This window comes from Aminobacter sp. GW821-FHT11F06 (genome assembly GCF_058808215.1).
The window spans coordinates 335,125-350,172 of the sequence record NZ_JBXARL010000005.1 but is presented as its reverse complement, the minus strand read 5'-3'; the positions used below and the strand labels follow the sequence as shown (position 1 = coordinate 350,172).

Genomic DNA, 15,048 nt, shown 5'->3' with positions numbered 1-15,048 from the left:
CCTACCTGCCCTGCCAGACAGGCGTGCGCTTCTCGCGGAAAGCTGCAACACCTTCATGCTGGTCGCTGCTGCCGAGGGCCGCCATCAGGGCTGGCAGGCGCATGCCGCTGGCATCGAATGTGCCATATTGCTCAACCGCACGGACCATCTCTTTGACCGCTTTTAGAGACAGCGGTGCGCAGGCAAGAATGCCGGCTACCCAACGGTCGACTGCGGCATCAAGCTGTCCAGGTTCGACGATCTCGTTGACAAGGCCGACACGATGGGCTTCTGCGGCGTCGATGCGCGCCCCAGTCAGCAACATGCCCATGGCGATCGCCCTGGGTATGCGTTGCGAAAGGTGGGTGATGCCGCCGGCAAGCGCCAGCCGGCCGAAGCGCGGTTCGGGCAGCCCGAAGGATGCGCCGTTCGAGGCAATCACGATATCGCAGCCGAGCACCATCTCGAAACCGCCGCCGAGCGCCAGACCGTTCACGCGCGCGATGACGGGAACATTGAGCGTGGTGCGCGAGGAGATGCCGCCGAAACCACCGCCGAGCATCGATGCCCAATAGTCGAGGCCCCGCTTCTCCGACCCGCTCTTCATGTCGGCGCCGGCGCTGAAGGCACGTTCGCCGCTTCCGGTGAGCACCACGCAGCGCACGTCGGGGTCGGCTTCGATCCGGCTCCAGATATGGGTCAGCGCGGCTTGGGTTTGGGCGTCGACCGCATTCATCACCTCGGGGCGGTCGATGGTGACGCGCGCCACATGGTCCTTGACGTCGTAGAGGACTGTCATTTTGTCATTTCACCTTCGGATCCGGAGCCAAAAGGGCTGTGGGCGCTGTTGCGTTGTGCGATGGCGCGCCTCAGGCGCGCTTTGCCGTATGAAGCTCTCCAGCCGTGTCGATGGGCTGCGGTGATTGCGTTTCCAGCTCGGCCAGGATTTCCGCCGTGTGCTCGCCGAGGCGCGGAGGGTCGTGACGGAGGCGGAATGCGCCCTCCTGCATGCCGAGCGGCGAGCCGAAGTAACGTTCGCCATTCTGGGTGGCCACGAGCTTACCGTTGACCGATGTTTGGGGGTGATCGAGTGCGGCGCCAAGATCCAGGACCGGCGCGCAGAGGATATCCTGCTCGTCGAAGCGTCCGAGCCAATAGGCGGTCGTGTTGGTAGCGATGGTCGTACGGAAGAGGTGCTGTAGTTCCGGCTTGTGGGCGATCTGACCGTTGATGTCGGCGTACTTCGTCTCTTGCGACAGGTCCGCCACGTCAAGCGCCCTGCAGATGAGCTGCAGCGGGTTTTCCTTGAAGGCGCCGACGATGACGATGGCGCCGTCAGTCGTTGGAAAGACACCACTCAGCGGGCGATCTCCCCAGTTGAGCTCGCGACGGTCCTTGAACCAGACGGCCACCTCCTGCATCTGCATCGCCAGCATTGAATCGAACATGGCCACGGAGACCTTCTGTCCAAGGCCGGTCTTCTCGCGCTGCAGAAGCGCCAGCATGATCGCCTGGGCAAGATGCATGCCTGCCGTGTAGTCGCAAAGGGCAGTGGCAAAGATTGCCGGCGGCGCATCGGCATTGGGCTTTCGCGCCATCACTCCCGACAGCGCCTGAAGCAGAATGTCCTGCCCGCCCTTGTAGGCGAGCGGACCGGTCGCGCCGAAACCGGTTCCCGAGGCGCAAATGATGCGAGGGTTGATTTCGGACAGGGCGTGGTAGCCGAAGCCGAGACGCTCGATCACGCCTGCCCTGAAGTTGTCGACGACGATGTCGGCGGTCTTCACTAGGTCGTAGATGATCTGGCGCCCCTCTTCACTTCGGACATCGACCTCCATCGAGCGCTTGTTACGGTTGACCGACCGGTAGACCGCATTCTCGATGCCTTCTGGATCCTCCTTGAATGAGTGCCTGATGAGGTCGCCGAACCCAGGCTTCTCGATCTTGATGACGTCCGCGCCATAGTCGGCCAGCACCAGGGTGCCGCAGGGACCGAACATGACCTGGGTGAAGTCGACAATGCGTACGCCTTCCAGCGGCTGGGGCATTTTCTGTTTGTCCATGTGCTTGCCTCCAACTGCGGTCAAAGTGCCATTTCCGGCGTGTGGGCTTCTGCCGGTGCATCCCCCGGATCGGCGCCCTGACTGCGCAGCAGGGCGCGAACCTTGGCGATGTCGACGTCGGCCACATCGACACCGGCGTTCAAGGCGACGGCTGCGGCTACGCCGACTGCCTCGCCCATGGCCATGCAAGGTGGGATTTCGCGGGAAATCTTCTGCGCGTCGGACGAGGACGAATAATGGCGCCCGGCGACAAGCAGGTTGTTGACGTCCTTCGGCAGGAACGAGCGATAGGGATAGTAGTAGTCGCGTCCGCGGGCGACCGTGTCGTGGAAATACCGGCGCTCGAGCACGTCCTGCTTGGTGACTACGTATTGGCCCTGTAACAGGCGCGTCTGGCGCACGCCGAGCTGTGGTGCCACGTCGATGAAGTAGGCATTGGCGAACCCGGGCAGGTGGGCCTTGGCATAGTCCATCGCGGCGTGCATGCGGCGCCGGCCTTCGATGTCGGCCCTGGTCAGGTCTTCGACCTTCAGGCCGTCGAAGCCTGCCATATGCGGACAATTGCACCAGATGACGCCGGGCAACGGCGTCTTCAGCCACCACTTCTCCCAGCTGCCGCCGAGGATACGCTTCACCTCCCGATCGATCTTCTGGAATTCGTCGAGCGATTCATGTTCGAAGCGTTCTGCCTCGTCCGTGTCGATACCGCCCAAGCGGAACACGGTCGTCAGGATGAAAGCTCCGGAGGTGAAGGCACTGCCCGCGGAGGCTGCGACGTCGAGATCGCCGGAGGCATCGACGATGATCGAGCCCATGATGGCCTGGCGGCCTTCCTTGGTTTCGCAGATGACGCCAACCGCCCGGCCGTCCTCAACGATGGTCTTCGAAAACCAGGAGTGGGTGCGCAGGTGCACGCCGGCGTCCGTGACGATGTCGTTGGAGGCGCGCTTGAAGGCATCGGGGTCGAAGGCCGCGGCCGGGCAGATCTCCGGCGGCTTTTTCTTGGAATGCAGGTGATAGACGCCCCAGCGGCCCCATTTGCGATAGAGCTCGGGGCTGGAGCCATGTTCGGCCACCGGCGGAACAACGCACAGACCCATCCTCTCCATGCGCTCGATGACCTCAGAGCAGATACCCCGAACCGTCTGGTTCTTGCCGTCAGACATGTCGTCGAGGACAAGCACCATGCCGCCCGAGGCCAGGCCGCCCAGATAGGGGTAACGTTCGAGCAGGATGACCTTGGCGCCGTTTCGCGACGCGGCCACCGCCGCACTGATGCCGGCAGGCCCGCCGCCGACCACCACGACGTCGGCATGTGCGACGACGGGGACACAGCCCTGATTTTCGACAATATGATCCCGTGCAATGGACATTGCATATTCCTCCATATTCAGATTTTCGTGTGTAAGATCAGCTAGTTGACGCCGTCGAAACGCCACTTCAGCATGTGTTTCTCAAGCCAAGCGACCAGTCCGAAGAAGATCGCCGAGAAGGCAGACGCCGCGATGATAGTCGCGTAAAGCATCGCCGAGTCGTACTGATAGGTTGCCTGGATGATGAGCGCACCGATGCCGGTTGTCGCCCCGATCCACTCACCGATGATCGCGCCCACCACAGCGCTCGAGGCAGTGATCTTGAGCGCCGAGAACAGATAGGGCAGCGCCCCGTAGAAACGCAGCTTTACGAAGACCTCGCGCTCGGAGGCAGAAAGGATTTTCATCAGTTCGAGATGCTGCTCTGACACGTCGCGCAGGCCGCGCGTCATGTTCACCAGTGTCGGGAAGAAGCAGATCGTCGCGACGATGATGATCTTCGGCACAAAGCCGTTGCCGAGCAGAAGCACCAGGATCGGTGCCTTGGCGACCAGCGGGATGGTGTTGATGACCACGATCAGCGGAAAGAAGGCCTGGTCGATCCAGCGGCGGTAGACAAATGCGACAGCAATCAGACAGGCAAAGACGTTGCCTATGACAAAACCCGCGATGGACTCGAAGGCCGTCACGCCGAGGTTCTGCGTCAGCATCGGAAATTCCGAAACGAGCGTGCTCATGACCGTCGAAGGCGCAGGTGCAATGAACGCTTTCACCTCGAAGAAGCGCACCGCCCACTCCCAAAGAAGCAGCGCGCCCGCAAAGACCAGAAGCGGCAGGACGATCCCCTTGTTGCGGTCCAGAAAGCCCGGCTTGGTCAGGGGTGATTGGGTCATGTTGGCTGGTGCGACGGCGCCGGCTTGGGAAGAGAGCATCAGCAAGTCTCCAGAACTTTGCGCAGGCGGATCGAGGTTTCCACGAATTCCGGCAGGTCCTTGGTTGCTGAAGTGCGCGGCCGCGGAAGCGGTATGTCGATGGTCTCTTTCGTCCGACCGGGGCGGGCCTGCAGCAACAGCACTTTCTGGCTGAGAAAGGCTGCCTCGTAGATGGAATGCGTCACGAACATGATCGTCACGCCCGTCGTCTCCCAGACACGCAAGAGGGCCTCGTTGAGGTGGTCGCGCGTGATCTCGTCGAGCGCGCCGAAAGGCTCGTCCATGAGGAGCAGTTTCGGCTGGTTCACGAGCGCCCTTGCGATGGAAACCCTTTGGCGCATGCCGCCTGAAAGCTGCCCTGGCAAGGCATCGCGCCGGTCGGCGAGTCCCACGAGCTCAAGCAACTCCATGGGATCGCGCCGATTGGCCTGTGCGCCTGCATTGCCGATTTCAAGCGGCAGCCGCACATTGTCGAGCGCTGTACGCCACGGCAGCAGAGCCGAGTCCTGGAAGACGAAGCCGATGTCGCGACGCTTGCGGGCTTCCTCGGCTGTTCCGCCAAGGATTTCGACCAACCCCTGGGAGGGGCTGATCAGGTCCGAGACCACGCGCAGCAAGGTGGACTTGCCACATCCTGATGGCCCCAGCAGCGTCAGGAAGTCACCCTGGGCAACATCGAAGCTGACATTTTCGAGGGCGAGCACTGGTCCAAAGTTGACACTGACATTGCTCAGTCTCACGGCCGGCGTCGTGGCAGCTATCGCAGGAATCCGGCTCGCGCTTGCGGGGACCGAATGCAACATCAGGCGATCCTCGCACGCTTGCCTTGCGTGGCATCGAGGATGGCGGTGGTCATGACGTCCTCGACTTTCGGAGCGCTGGAACTGAACTGCTTCAGGTCGTCGAACATCGCGATCTGCTCGCTCCAGATCGAGGGATCGAATGCGCCCCAGCCGTTGCTTGCCGACAGTTCGCTCACGGCAAACTGGCGCAGCAAGCCGACTGCCTTGATCTCGTTGTCGTATTTGAGATTCGGATAGGCCTTGATCAGGATCTCGACCGCCTTCTCCGGATTGTCGAAGGCGTATTTCCACCCGCGCCCTGCAGCCCGCACATAGGCTTCGAAGGCCTCGTGGTCGGATTTGAGTTTCTCGGAGGTGGCAAAATAGGGCAACGGCAGAAGGCGCACGCCATTGTCCCACAAGGGCAATTCGACAGCGTCGTCACCCAGAAGTTCCCGCTGGCCGACATTTGAGCGCCAGCCGGCGATTGCATCGACCTGCCCCGACAGAAGCGGCTTGGCATCGGAGCCGATGGTGATCACCTCGACCTTGGATTCGTCGATGCCGTTCTTGCGAATGAGCGCGCTCAAAAGGACTGCGCCGCCGGCGGGCTGTACGCCCACGCGCTTTCCGACCATGTCCTGGGGCGTGCGGATGGGAGCGCTCTTGAGAGAGAAGTAGGCGAAGGGATGAACCTGCAGCGCTACTGCGAAGCACTGGATCGGAATGCCCTTGGAGGCAGCCAGCATGATCTGCGGGCTCGAGGATTGCTGGCCGATATCGTACTGGCCGGAGGCAACCAGCGGCACCGGATCAATGTTGGGACCGCCGGCCGAAATCTCGACGGCGTTGCCCTCTTCTTCCTGGTAGCCAAGCTCGCGAGCAACCACGTCGCCGATATGCTGGCTGTTGACCAGCCATCCAAGCTGGACATTGACCTGGCGCGTTCCCGCTGCCCTGGCGCGATAGGGCACGATTGCGGGGGCTGCCAGCGCCACCGTCGCCGCGGCCGAAATTTTGAGCATAGTCCGCCGGCTCATGCGGAGATTGTCCTGCATAGCAACTTTCCTCCATTCACTCATCGATTGATGGTGACCGTTGTTCCCGACGAGAACGCTAGTCGATTAACGGCATCGCAAAAAGTTCAAATTTTCGAGCCCCCCGTTGCCAAGTCGGCAACACCCTTCTACCCTCGCTTTCCGAGAGTTTCCGGCGGCTTCCGATCCGCCGGTACCGTTGCGAGGATGTAATGCACGCAGCCGTATTGCGCTATTTTGAGCAGGTTGCAGAAAGCGGTTCGATCCGTGTCGCCTCCGAGGTCCTGCACGTGGCGCCATCAGCGATCACGCGTCAGATTCTCAATCTTGAGACCGAGCTCGGTTGCAAGCTGTTTGAGCGCCTGCCTACCGGAATGCGGCTGACTGCTGCAGGCCACGTGTTCCTGAAGCACACAAGACGCACTCTTTCGGACTGGCGCAACACGGCAGGCGAACTGACTGCCCTTACGGGCCAGATTGCCGGCGAGGTCCGTGTGCTTGCCACCCCGCCGCTCATCATCAGCGTGCTCTTGGGCGCGATCGAGAGTCTGGTGGAGGAACACCCGCGCGTTCGCTTCAACGTCACCGATGCCAATGTGGTCAACAAGGCCGAGCAGATGCAGCTCGGCCATCCTGACATTGCACTCTTGCCATTCGACAGGCGTTACAGGCAGTTCGAGCTTCTCGATCAGCTCGACGTGCGGGTCGGGGTGGTGGTGACGCCCAATCATCCCCTCGCCCAGGAAAAGACGCTCACGCTCACGCAATGCGCCGAGCATCCCGTGCTGATGGTCCAGGACATGTGGATTCAGAGACACTCGGACGTCGAGTTCCAGGAGACGGGCGCAGAGTACCAGCCCCGCATAGTGTCCTCGTCCTGGCCGCTTGCGCGCGAAGCGGCGAGACGCGGTCTGGGCGTCGGGTTTTTCGCATCAGTCGGCGTTGCCAAGGAACTGGCATCAGGTGAATTGATCTTCGTCCCGCTCGACATTCCAGGCTACGTCACCAGCAGCCTGTCGCTCTACGTGAATGCCGATCGAAAGCTAGCGCCGGAGGTGGCGGTCACCGTCCAGCACATCAAGGCCAAGTTTGCAGAAGTGCGTGCGCTTTTGCCCTCTGTGGCAATGCCGACGACAGGGGCCGATGCGCGAAATCGAGACCGCTAAGTTTTCGCCGGTCTGGGCTTTCGCATCCTCTAGGCAGCTTTGGGGCCGTTTCCGGACGTTCCGATTTTAGGGATGGAGGTCCGATAGCTGCCGTTTTGCAGCCGACCATTTCAGACATCGAAGCGCTAAGCCGCCCGGCTGAAAGCTGCCACGCGCGAAGTCACAACACCGAGGCTGATGACCCGGCTCAGCACTCCGTGAGCGACAAACCGTTATTTGCCCCCTTGCGAAGAACTTTGCGTAACCGGAAGCTTCGCCCGTCTCTCCTGCTTGTCAGGCTGCTGACGAACTCGACAAGCAGGCTTGCCACAGTACAGCTAGAGATGAAAATCACCGGACGATTCCGGTTGGTAGATCACCCTTTCGATCAGGATACGTCGCGTACGGTCTGTAACCCTCCAGTCGATGGCATCGCCTTCCTGATAGCCCAGGATCGCGGCGCCTACGTCGGAGAGGACCGATAGTTTGCCAGAGCCTTCGTCGGCGTCTTGCGGGTAGACAAGAGCCACTTCCTTTTGTTCATCATCAAGCTGCAGCACGACCCTGGAATTCATTGTCACGACATCGCGCGCGACGTGTTGAGGATCAACGACAATGGCTCTCTCGATCTCGTGTTCAAGCTCGACAATTGCCGCCCCTTGCTCGAACTCAATCAGGCTCTGGAGCCGTGCTTTGTCGATCTCCGTGACGTAGATGTCGCTGGATTTTGCCATGGCGCCTTCGCGCAGGAGTTGGAGATACCGGCCCGAGGTCATGGACAGGGAATTGAGCGTTGGTGTTTCGAGTTTGAGAAGAAAACCGCAGCGTTCAAAGCCCTTTAGCGAGCGCGTATTGTTCGGGTGAATTTTGGCGATGACGCTCTCGACTCGCATGTCGAGGAAGGCGAGCTTCAAACCTTCGCGGATGGTGCTGGCGCCAAGTCCGCGCCCCCAGTTGTCATGGTCTCCGACGACCAAGACTATTTCACACTCAGCGCCAGTCTTGACCAGACGGACGAAGCCGACCGGGATATCGTTTCGGTCGTAGGCCATAAAGAAGCGGCCGCCCTGATTGAACAGATGTGTCAGGATCGGCATCTGAGCTCGGTCGACGGCCTGTGCGATGAATCGAGACACACTGCGGGAATCGCTCAGGTAGCGAGTGACGCGTTCATCTTCTAACCAGTCCATCAGGATCAGTGCGTGTGTCCGAGTGATTTCTGGACGCAACGAAACAAAAGGCTTGTTCATCTTCGCTACCTCGGTCGCAAGAATGAAAGCCTGTCACGGTCGCTGCCGTGCTGGTTCTTTCGGATCAACGTTGAAAATCAAAAGGCCGATCTAGCAAAGAACCAGCGGTGAAGGCCAGCGGAGAAGCGCCCCTGTATGAGTGAGGGCGTGGCGCAGTGGAAGTGGGCGGCCTCCTGAGAGGGTTCCTGAACGGGACGGGCAGCCCCCCAAACAGCCCTACCGTCAGCTTGGGCGGAAACGATTTGTTCCGGCGCCGTTTGCGGTTGGTCCGGTTTTGGCGAAATCTCGCAACAGCCAACCATTCGGCAGCCGACCCCATTCCGGTCGGTCAGGTCAGTTCACGGCTTCCCAAAGCCGACCATTCTATTGTCTGGCGTGAAAGGTCAGCTCCAGCGATTTCGGCGTCGCTCAGTGTTCATCGCTTTTGGCCACACGGGCTTGAAGTTGACGGATGATCATGCCGAGCTGACCTGAGGCAAGGAGGCCTGGCCCGAGAGGGCCTGACCGGTTCTCGCCGACTGGAGGGAGCGACCGAAGTGCGGCGCAAACGGCTGCTGTCATCTTTGCGAGTTGCCATCCAATTTCGTTTTCGGTGGCTTCTGGTTGATCTGGTGCCGCCAGGCTGGCGGCTTTGACGGCAAATGCTGCTGCCCCCAGCGCATGCGCACCCATATGGCAGATCGCCGAGGCTTGACCGGCGGCTCTGGCCGCAGCGGCCGCCGCGGGTGATTTCACTTCATTGGCGGAGGCGCCACCCCCGAACCGTCGGCGTATTTCCAACGCGGTGTCCAGCTCTCCACGAGCGAACGCCCGCGTTCGAGCAATGGCGGCACGAGGGCGGTCATCGCTGGGATTTTCTGCCTCGAACAACCACAGAACCCGCTCGGCACACGCCGCAGCCCATTCAGCGACCAAGCGCCGATCGGATTCACTTAGCGTCTGCACCGAATTCGCCATTTGCCGCTATCCCGAAACGCTCCGATTGAATGTAAAATGATTTGGGCAGCTTACAGGATCGAACCACCGAATCCAGATAGGCCGAAACCCACTCGTTGGGGTCATTCCCGGCTCGGTAATCGCAGGCCGAGAGAGATCATTTCCGGCAGCCTTGGGGCCGTTTCCGGACGGACCGGTTTTAGCAGAATTTTGTGGTGTGTTTCCCGCGCCCCCGAAGCAATGTATTACGCAGGCTGGGCGATGCTTTTCTTCAGCTAGCGTTCGAACGCACGGCGCTCGCGTGCCTCCTTGGCCACGATCATCGAAACGATCTGGCGCCTGCGGGCGACCAGATCGGCAGTGGAAAGAGCGAGGATCAGGCCCGGGCGGGCGAGTAAACATAAGACGGCTGATGTGTCTTCGGCATTTCCGTCAATACCGCTATTCTGCCTCGATGTGCCGCCTACGCCAGGTCGAGGGCGCTTCGCCGCAGCGACGGCGAAAAAAGCGTGAGAAATAGGCAGGGTCGCCGAAGCCGGTTTCGAAAGCGATATCCTCAACCGGCCGGATGGTGAACATCAGCAACCGCTTGGCTTCGAGCAGGCGCCGTTCCAGCACCACATCCTTGACCGACATGCCCAACACCTGGCGCGCCGCCTTGTCGAGCAGGTGCGGCGTCGTCGCCAGCACCGCGACATAGTCGTCGACCAGCCATGGTTTGCGGTAATGCGCTTCAACGGCTCCACGCAACGCCGTCGCAAGAACCACAGCGGGCGATCCCACTGCCTGCGGCAGGCTGCGATTGAGCCGCGCGATGTAACACAACGCCGATGCAGCCAGTTCGGGCATAAGCTTCCCGCCCAGTGGCGCATCGTCGCGATACTCAACGGCCAATGTTTCGACGACCGTGGCCAGCCGTCCCCAGCTGTCGCTTTCGCCCTGGCCGGCGACGAAGATTGGCGTGTCGAGCGACAATTGAAGCTGCCGCGCCAGAACCTTGAGCATGTCATCGGCAACGGAAACGACGGTCGCGTCGGCATCGAGCTCGACGTCGAAACCATGGACGATGTTGCTCGGAACAAAACTGACCGCCGGCGCGGAAAAGTCCCATAACTTGTCCTCGATCCGGTACTGGCCACGACCTTGGGTCCAAAATGTGATCTGGCCCATATGCGGATGCCGATGCGGTCGCACCTTGCCAAAATGGATGTCTTTTCTGTCGCTTACGGCTTCAACATGGAGGAAGCCAACCTCCAGGAGGCGGCTCGGCTCACCATAGACGAAAAAACTCGGAATGTTCGGATCGACCTGCATGCCAGAAAAAGTACAAGCGAATTTGGCAACTTGTCCATCCCTTGCGCGCCGTTTACACGCTAGCTTCGCACATCATCAGGGGAGAAGACTGTGCGTTCCGAAGATTTCCGCCAAGATAAGACCAGGCCATTCACAGGCGCAGAATATCTCAAAAGCCTGAAGGACGGGCGCGAGGTCTACATCAATGGCGAGCGTATCGCCGACGTCACCGAGCATCCAGCGATGCGCAACTCGGCGCGCTCGCTGGCTCGCCTCTACGACGCGCTGCACGACCCCAAGCGCAAGGATAGCCTGACGTCGCCGACCGACACCGGCTCAGGCGGCTTCACGCACAAGTACTTCCGCGTTGCCCGTTCATCGCAAGACCTCGTCGACCAGCAGGGCGCGATCGCCGAATGGGCGCGCATGTCCTATGGCTGGATGGGTCGGACCGCCGACTACAAGGCCGCGCTGATGAACACACTCGGTGCCAATGCCGACTGGTACGGCTCGTTCAAGGACAATGCGCTTTCGTGGCACAAGCGGGCCCAGGAATCGGTACTGTTCATGAACCATGCCATCGTCAATCCGCCGATTGACCGGCACAAGCCGCCCGACGCGGTCAAAGATGTGTTTGTGCACATCACCAAGGAAACAGCCGCCGGCATCTATGTCTCAGGCGCCAAGGTCGTCGCAACGTCATCGGCGCTAACGCACTACAATTTCCTGGCGCAAAGCTCTGCGACGGTCACCGAGGATCCCTCGCTGTCGGTGATGTTCATCGTTCCGATGAACGCGCCGGGTATAAAGATGTTCTGCCGGGTCTCGTACGAGCAGACGGCCAACACCGTCGGCACGCCCTTCGACTATCCGCTGTCGTCGCGCTTCGACGAAAACGACGCGATCCTGGTGCTGGACAATGTCTTCATCCCCTGGGAAGACGTGCTGGTTCTTCGCGACGCACCAAAAATCCTGTCGTTCCACCCGGCGTCCGGCTTCATGCACGGCTACTGTTTCCAGGGCTGCACGCGTTTTGCCGTGAAGCTCGACTTCCTCGCCGGACTGCTGGCTAAGGCGCTGAGGGCAACGGGTGGCGATGCCTTCCGCGGCAACCAGGCTGCCTTGGGTGAGGTCATCGCGCTCAGACACATGTTCTGGAGCTTCTCCAATGCCATGGCCTACAACCCTATCCCATGGGCAAACGGTGCTGTCCTGCCCAATTTGGACGCGGCCCTCGCCTACCGCACCTTCATGTCGGAAGCCTACCCACGCGTAGTCGAGACAGTCCGCAAGGTCATTGCTTCGGGGCTGATCTACCTGCCCTCCTCAGCGCTCGATTTCGACAACCCCGCGATCAATCCTTACCTCGCCAAATATGTCCGTGGCTCCGACGACATGGAGCACATCGAGCGGATCAAGATCATGAAGCTTTTGTGGGATGCGACCGGAAGCGAATTCGGCGGCCGCCATTCGCTCTATGAGCTGAACTATGCAGGGGCACCCGAAGAGGTGCGGCTGCAGGTGCTCAAGGGCGCGGAGCGCGGCGGCAGGCTGAAGGCCATGGAAGAGCTCGTGGACACGTGCATGGCCGACTACGACCAACATGGCTGGACCGGTGATACCTGGTTGCCGCCGCTTCGCGGCTGAATGCTGCGAAGGGGAGGTTCCATGGCAGACATCGTCACGAAAGCCGAGTTCCGCAACGCCATGTCCAGGGTCTGTGCACCGGTAAACATCGTTTCGACTGATGGCGAGGCCGGCCGCGGCGGCTTTACCGCGACCGCGATGTGCAGCGTATCGGACGAACCGCCATCCATTTTGGTGTGCATGAACGGCCGTTCGGCGCAATGCGATATGTTCCTGGCCAACCGGCGCTTCTGCGTCAACGTGCTGACGCATGAGCATGCTCACCTGGCAGGCAAGTTCGCCGGCACGACGCAGGACATGGATGAACGCTACGCCGCAGCCGACTGGCTCATCATGGGCTCCGGCTCTCCGGCCCTGACCGATGCTATCGTCAATCTCGACTGCAAACTAGAAGCCGTGCATCGCGTCGGCACGCACAACGTAATGATCGGTCGGGTGGTGGAAGTCAGGCAGCGCAGCGACGGCAACGCGCTGCTTTATGTTAACCGCAACTATGCCCGCCCATCCACACCTCTCGGAAGCTTTGGCGGCTGAGAGGCCTTTGATCACCTAACATCTGAATGTCGAAGGGCGGCCACGGGCCGCCCTTTTTTTCCGAGGTGTCGCTGAGACGGCGATTATGCCGTCGCCAGTGGCGGCACTCTATCGGCGAAATGACAGGCCGTCTGGCGACCAGGCGCGACCTGTATGAGCGCCGGCAATTCGTTGCGGCATTTGTCCGCGGCCATTGGGCAACGTGTGTGGAACAGGCAGCCGCTGGGTGGGTTGACCGGGCTGGGCAGTTCGCCCTTGAGCACGAAACGCTTGCGCGATGCCGCCCGATCGGGATCGGGATTGGGAGCCGATGACAGCAATGCCAGCGTGTAGGGATGCAGTGGCCGCTCGTAGAGTGGCCCCACATCGGCAATCTCGACGATCCGCCCAAGATACATCACCGCAACACGGTGCGAGATATGGCGAACCACCGACAGGTCATGAGCGATGAACAGATATGACAGGCCAAGATCGCGCTGCAGGTCCTGAAGCAGATTGATGACCTGCGCCTGGACCGAAACGTCGAGCGCAGAAACAGGTTCGTCGCAGATGATCAGCTTCGGCCGCAGCGCCAGTGCGCGGGCGATGCTTATACGCTGGCGCTGACCACCGGAAAATTCTCGGGGGTAACGGTAGTAGTGATCCGGATTAAGCCCGACCCGGCGCATCAATTCCTGCACGGCGGCGCGACGGCCTTCAGGAGGCGTCACGCCCTGGATCAGGAAAGGCGCGCCGATGATGTCGCCAACCGTTTGCCGCGGATTCAGCGAGGAGTACGGGTCTTGGAATACCATCTGGATGTCGCGCCGCAGCGCGCGCCGCTCGGCCCCCTGGATATGAGACATGTCGCGCCCCTGGAAGCTAACCTTGCCACTGGACAAGTCGAGCAGGCGGGCGATCAGGCGACCCGTCGTCGACTTGCCGCAGCCGGATTCACCAACGAGGCTGAGTGTTTCTCCCTGCGTGACATCGAAGGACACGCCTTCGACAGCCTTGACCGAACGCGCCTGTCCACCGAACAGACCAGTGGACAATGGGAAATGCTTGCTCAGGCCTTCGACCTTGAGCAACGGGGCAGCCTGTTGCAGGCTTAACGCGGCCGGGTTCATGACAGGACCTCGGGTTGTGAAGGTTGGGCTGCGCCAGCACGCGCTGCGGCGCGCTCGGCTTGTGAAAGATGGCAGCGGATCGCGTGGCCCTCGGCGACAATGGTCGGCGACGGCGCGTGCGTGCTGCACAATCGATCAGGCACAGTCGCCGCAAAGCCGCAACGCTGGCGAAAGGCACAGCCTTCTGCGAGTGCAGCGAGCGATGGCGGCGCACCGGGAATAGCCGTCAGCCGATCGCGCTGACGGTCGAGCCGCGGAATGGATTCGAGCAGGCCCCAGGTGTAGGGGTGTGCGGGCCGGTAAAAGACGTCGCGCACGGTACCGGCTTCAACGGCACGTCCTGCATACATCACCACAACTTCGTCGGCGACCTCGGCCACCACGCCGAGATCATGGGTGATCATGATGATCGCGGAACCGAATTCGCGCTGAAGGTCCTTGAGTAGGTCGAGAATCTGCGCCTGGACGGTGACATCGAGCGCGGTGGTCGGTTCGTCGGCAATCAGCAATTCAGGATCGCAGCAAAGCGCCATGGCGATCATCACGCGCTGCCGTTGACCGCCGGAAAGCTGGTGCGGATAGCTGTCAAAGGCGCGCTGCGGATCGGCCATGCCGACGCGTGCCAGCATATCAAGCGTGCGGCGCCGTGCTGCCGAACGCGATACGCCATGGTGCGTGCGATAGGCCTCAACGATCTGCTCGCCAACCTTGTGATACGGGTGCATGGCGGTCAGCGGATCCTGGAAGATCATCGCCATGCGATTGCCGCGCAGCCGACGCAGCGCCGATTCCGGCGCTCCGACGATCTGGGCGTCGCCAATCGCAATCTCGCCGCTGATGCGGGCGTACTTGCCGTGCAGGCCGAGCATGGCAAGGCTGGCGGCGGTCTTGCCAGACCCGGACTCGCCGACAATCGCCAAAGTCTTGCCGCGTTCAATCGAGAAGGACAGCCCATCGACGGCGCGGACAAGGCCTTCCTCGGCCGGGAAATGTACCTTCAGATCACGAACAGAAACGAACATGTCGTC

At 61.1% G+C, this 15,048-nt stretch carries 14 protein-coding genes; 3 read left to right on the top strand and 11 right to left on the bottom strand.

Annotated features, from left to right (window positions below):
- Position 1: 1 nt before the first annotated feature.
- The 6 genes from AC1RTB_RS15180 to AC1RTB_RS15155 all read right to left on the bottom strand — a co-directional run bounded on the left by AC1RTB_RS15180 (position 2) and on the right by AC1RTB_RS15155 (position 6,109).
- Entirely contained in the window at positions 2–778 is a 777-nt protein-coding gene (locus AC1RTB_RS15180) for an enoyl-CoA hydratase-related protein (protein ID WP_492881914.1), read from the bottom strand.
- A 70-nt stretch (positions 779–848) separates the two neighbouring features.
- On the bottom strand, positions 849–2,042 hold the full coding sequence (locus AC1RTB_RS15175) for a CaiB/BaiF CoA transferase family protein (protein WP_492881913.1): 1,194 nt from the start codon (positions 2,040–2,042) through the stop codon (positions 849–851).
- A gap of 20 nt (positions 2,043–2,062) precedes the next feature.
- Positions 2,063–3,415: an FAD-dependent oxidoreductase gene (locus tag AC1RTB_RS15170; RefSeq protein ID WP_492881912.1), complete on the bottom strand. Its 1,353-nt coding sequence runs from the start codon at positions 3,413–3,415 to the stop codon at positions 2,063–2,065.
- Positions 3,416–3,456: 41 nt separating this feature from the next.
- Complete coding sequence (locus tag AC1RTB_RS15165) at positions 3,457–4,287, bottom strand: ABC transporter permease (RefSeq protein WP_492881911.1); 831 nt, start codon at positions 4,285–4,287, stop codon at positions 3,457–3,459.
- The gene (locus AC1RTB_RS15160) at positions 4,287–5,090 is read right to left on the bottom strand and encodes an ABC transporter ATP-binding protein (RefSeq protein WP_492881910.1); all 804 of its coding nucleotides are present in this window, start codon (positions 5,088–5,090) and stop codon (positions 4,287–4,289) included. Before AC1RTB_RS15160 ends, AC1RTB_RS15165 begins: the two co-directional genes overlap by 1 nt.
- Complete coding sequence (locus AC1RTB_RS15155; protein WP_492943827.1) at positions 5,090–6,109, bottom strand: ABC transporter substrate-binding protein; 1,020 nt, start codon at positions 6,107–6,109, stop codon at positions 5,090–5,092. The genes AC1RTB_RS15160 and AC1RTB_RS15155 overlap by 1 nt, the downstream gene beginning before the upstream one ends.
- Positions 6,110–6,318: 209 nt before the next feature.
- On the opposite strand from AC1RTB_RS15155, the gene AC1RTB_RS15150 reads away from it, so the two are divergent.
- A complete protein-coding gene (locus AC1RTB_RS15150) occupies positions 6,319–7,272 on the top strand; it encodes a LysR family transcriptional regulator (RefSeq protein WP_492881908.1) in 954 nt (317 codons plus the stop codon).
- Between the two features lie 317 nt (positions 7,273–7,589).
- Here AC1RTB_RS15150 and AC1RTB_RS15145 read toward each other — a convergent pair whose 3' ends face one another.
- The 3 genes from AC1RTB_RS15145 to AC1RTB_RS15135 form a co-directional block, all read right to left on the bottom strand.
- Positions 7,590–8,501, bottom strand: coding sequence for a bifunctional GNAT family N-acetyltransferase/nucleoside diphosphate kinase regulator (locus tag AC1RTB_RS15145; protein WP_492881907.1), 912 nt, complete (start codon positions 8,499–8,501; stop codon positions 7,590–7,592).
- A gap of 408 nt (positions 8,502–8,909) precedes the next feature.
- Positions 8,910–9,458, bottom strand: coding sequence for a putative immunity protein (locus AC1RTB_RS15140; protein ID WP_492881906.1), 549 nt, complete (start codon positions 9,456–9,458; stop codon positions 8,910–8,912).
- A gap of 420 nt (positions 9,459–9,878) precedes the next feature.
- Positions 9,879–10,607: a helix-turn-helix domain-containing protein gene (locus tag AC1RTB_RS15135; protein ID WP_492881905.1), complete on the bottom strand. Its 729-nt coding sequence runs from the start codon at positions 10,605–10,607 to the stop codon at positions 9,879–9,881.
- A 234-nt stretch (positions 10,608–10,841) separates the two neighbouring features.
- On the opposite strand from AC1RTB_RS15135, the gene AC1RTB_RS15130 reads away from it, so the two are divergent.
- Together AC1RTB_RS15130 and AC1RTB_RS15125 are read left to right on the top strand one after the other, a co-directional pair.
- Positions 10,842–12,377 (top strand): 4-hydroxyphenylacetate 3-hydroxylase family protein, encoded by a 1,536-nt coding sequence (locus tag AC1RTB_RS15130; protein WP_492881904.1) that lies wholly within the window; start codon positions 10,842–10,844, stop codon positions 12,375–12,377.
- A gap of 21 nt (positions 12,378–12,398) precedes the next feature.
- On the top strand, positions 12,399–12,911 hold the full coding sequence (locus tag AC1RTB_RS15125; protein ID WP_492881903.1) for a flavin reductase: 513 nt from the start codon (positions 12,399–12,401) through the stop codon (positions 12,909–12,911).
- An 83-nt stretch (positions 12,912–12,994) separates the two neighbouring features.
- Here the strand turns inward: AC1RTB_RS15125 and AC1RTB_RS15120 are convergent, their stop codons facing one another.
- Complete coding sequence (locus tag AC1RTB_RS15120; protein ID WP_492881902.1) at positions 12,995–14,020, bottom strand: ABC transporter ATP-binding protein; 1,026 nt, start codon at positions 14,018–14,020, stop codon at positions 12,995–12,997.
- On the bottom strand, positions 14,017–15,042 hold the full coding sequence (locus AC1RTB_RS15115) for an ABC transporter ATP-binding protein (protein ID WP_492881901.1): 1,026 nt from the start codon (positions 15,040–15,042) through the stop codon (positions 14,017–14,019). The genes AC1RTB_RS15120 and AC1RTB_RS15115 overlap by 4 nt, the downstream gene beginning before the upstream one ends.
- Positions 15,043–15,048: the final 6 nt, after the last annotated feature.

Excerpts from the sequence above, each read along its gene's own strand:
- AC1RTB_RS15175 (WP_492881913.1), bottom strand. The coding sequence starts at position 2,042 with ATGGACAAACAGAAAATGCCCCAGCCGCTGGAAGGCGTACGCATTGTC.
- AC1RTB_RS15180 (WP_492881914.1), bottom strand. The coding sequence starts at position 778 with ATGACAGTCCTCTACGACGTCAAGGACCATGTGGCGCGCGTCACCATC.
- AC1RTB_RS15115 (WP_492881901.1), bottom strand. The coding sequence starts at position 15,042 with ATGTTCGTTTCTGTTCGTGATCTGAAGGTACATTTCCCGGCCGAGGAA.
- AC1RTB_RS15165 (WP_492881911.1), bottom strand. The coding sequence starts at position 4,287 with ATGCTCTCTTCCCAAGCCGGCGCCGTCGCACCAGCCAACATGACCCAA.
- AC1RTB_RS15155 (WP_492943827.1), bottom strand. The coding sequence starts at position 6,109 with ATGAGCCGGCGGACTATGCTCAAAATTTCGGCCGCGGCGACGGTGGCG.
- AC1RTB_RS15160 (WP_492881910.1), bottom strand. The coding sequence starts at position 5,090 with ATGTTGCATTCGGTCCCCGCAAGCGCGAGCCGGATTCCTGCGATAGCT.
- AC1RTB_RS15125 (WP_492881903.1), top strand. The coding sequence starts at position 12,399 with ATGGCAGACATCGTCACGAAAGCCGAGTTCCGCAACGCCATGTCCAGG.
- AC1RTB_RS15140 (WP_492881906.1), bottom strand. The coding sequence starts at position 9,458 with ATGGCGAATTCGGTGCAGACGCTAAGTGAATCCGATCGGCGCTTGGTC.
- AC1RTB_RS15170 (WP_492881912.1), bottom strand. The coding sequence starts at position 3,415 with ATGTCCATTGCACGGGATCATATTGTCGAAAATCAGGGCTGTGTCCCC.
- AC1RTB_RS15135 (WP_492881905.1), bottom strand. The coding sequence starts at position 10,607 with ATGGGCCAGATCACATTTTGGACCCAAGGTCGTGGCCAGTACCGGATC.
- AC1RTB_RS15150 (WP_492881908.1), top strand. The coding sequence starts at position 6,319 with ATGCACGCAGCCGTATTGCGCTATTTTGAGCAGGTTGCAGAAAGCGGT.
- AC1RTB_RS15120 (WP_492881902.1), bottom strand. The coding sequence starts at position 14,020 with ATGAACCCGGCCGCGTTAAGCCTGCAACAGGCTGCCCCGTTGCTCAAG.
- AC1RTB_RS15145 (WP_492881907.1), bottom strand. The coding sequence starts at position 8,501 with ATGAACAAGCCTTTTGTTTCGTTGCGTCCAGAAATCACTCGGACACAC.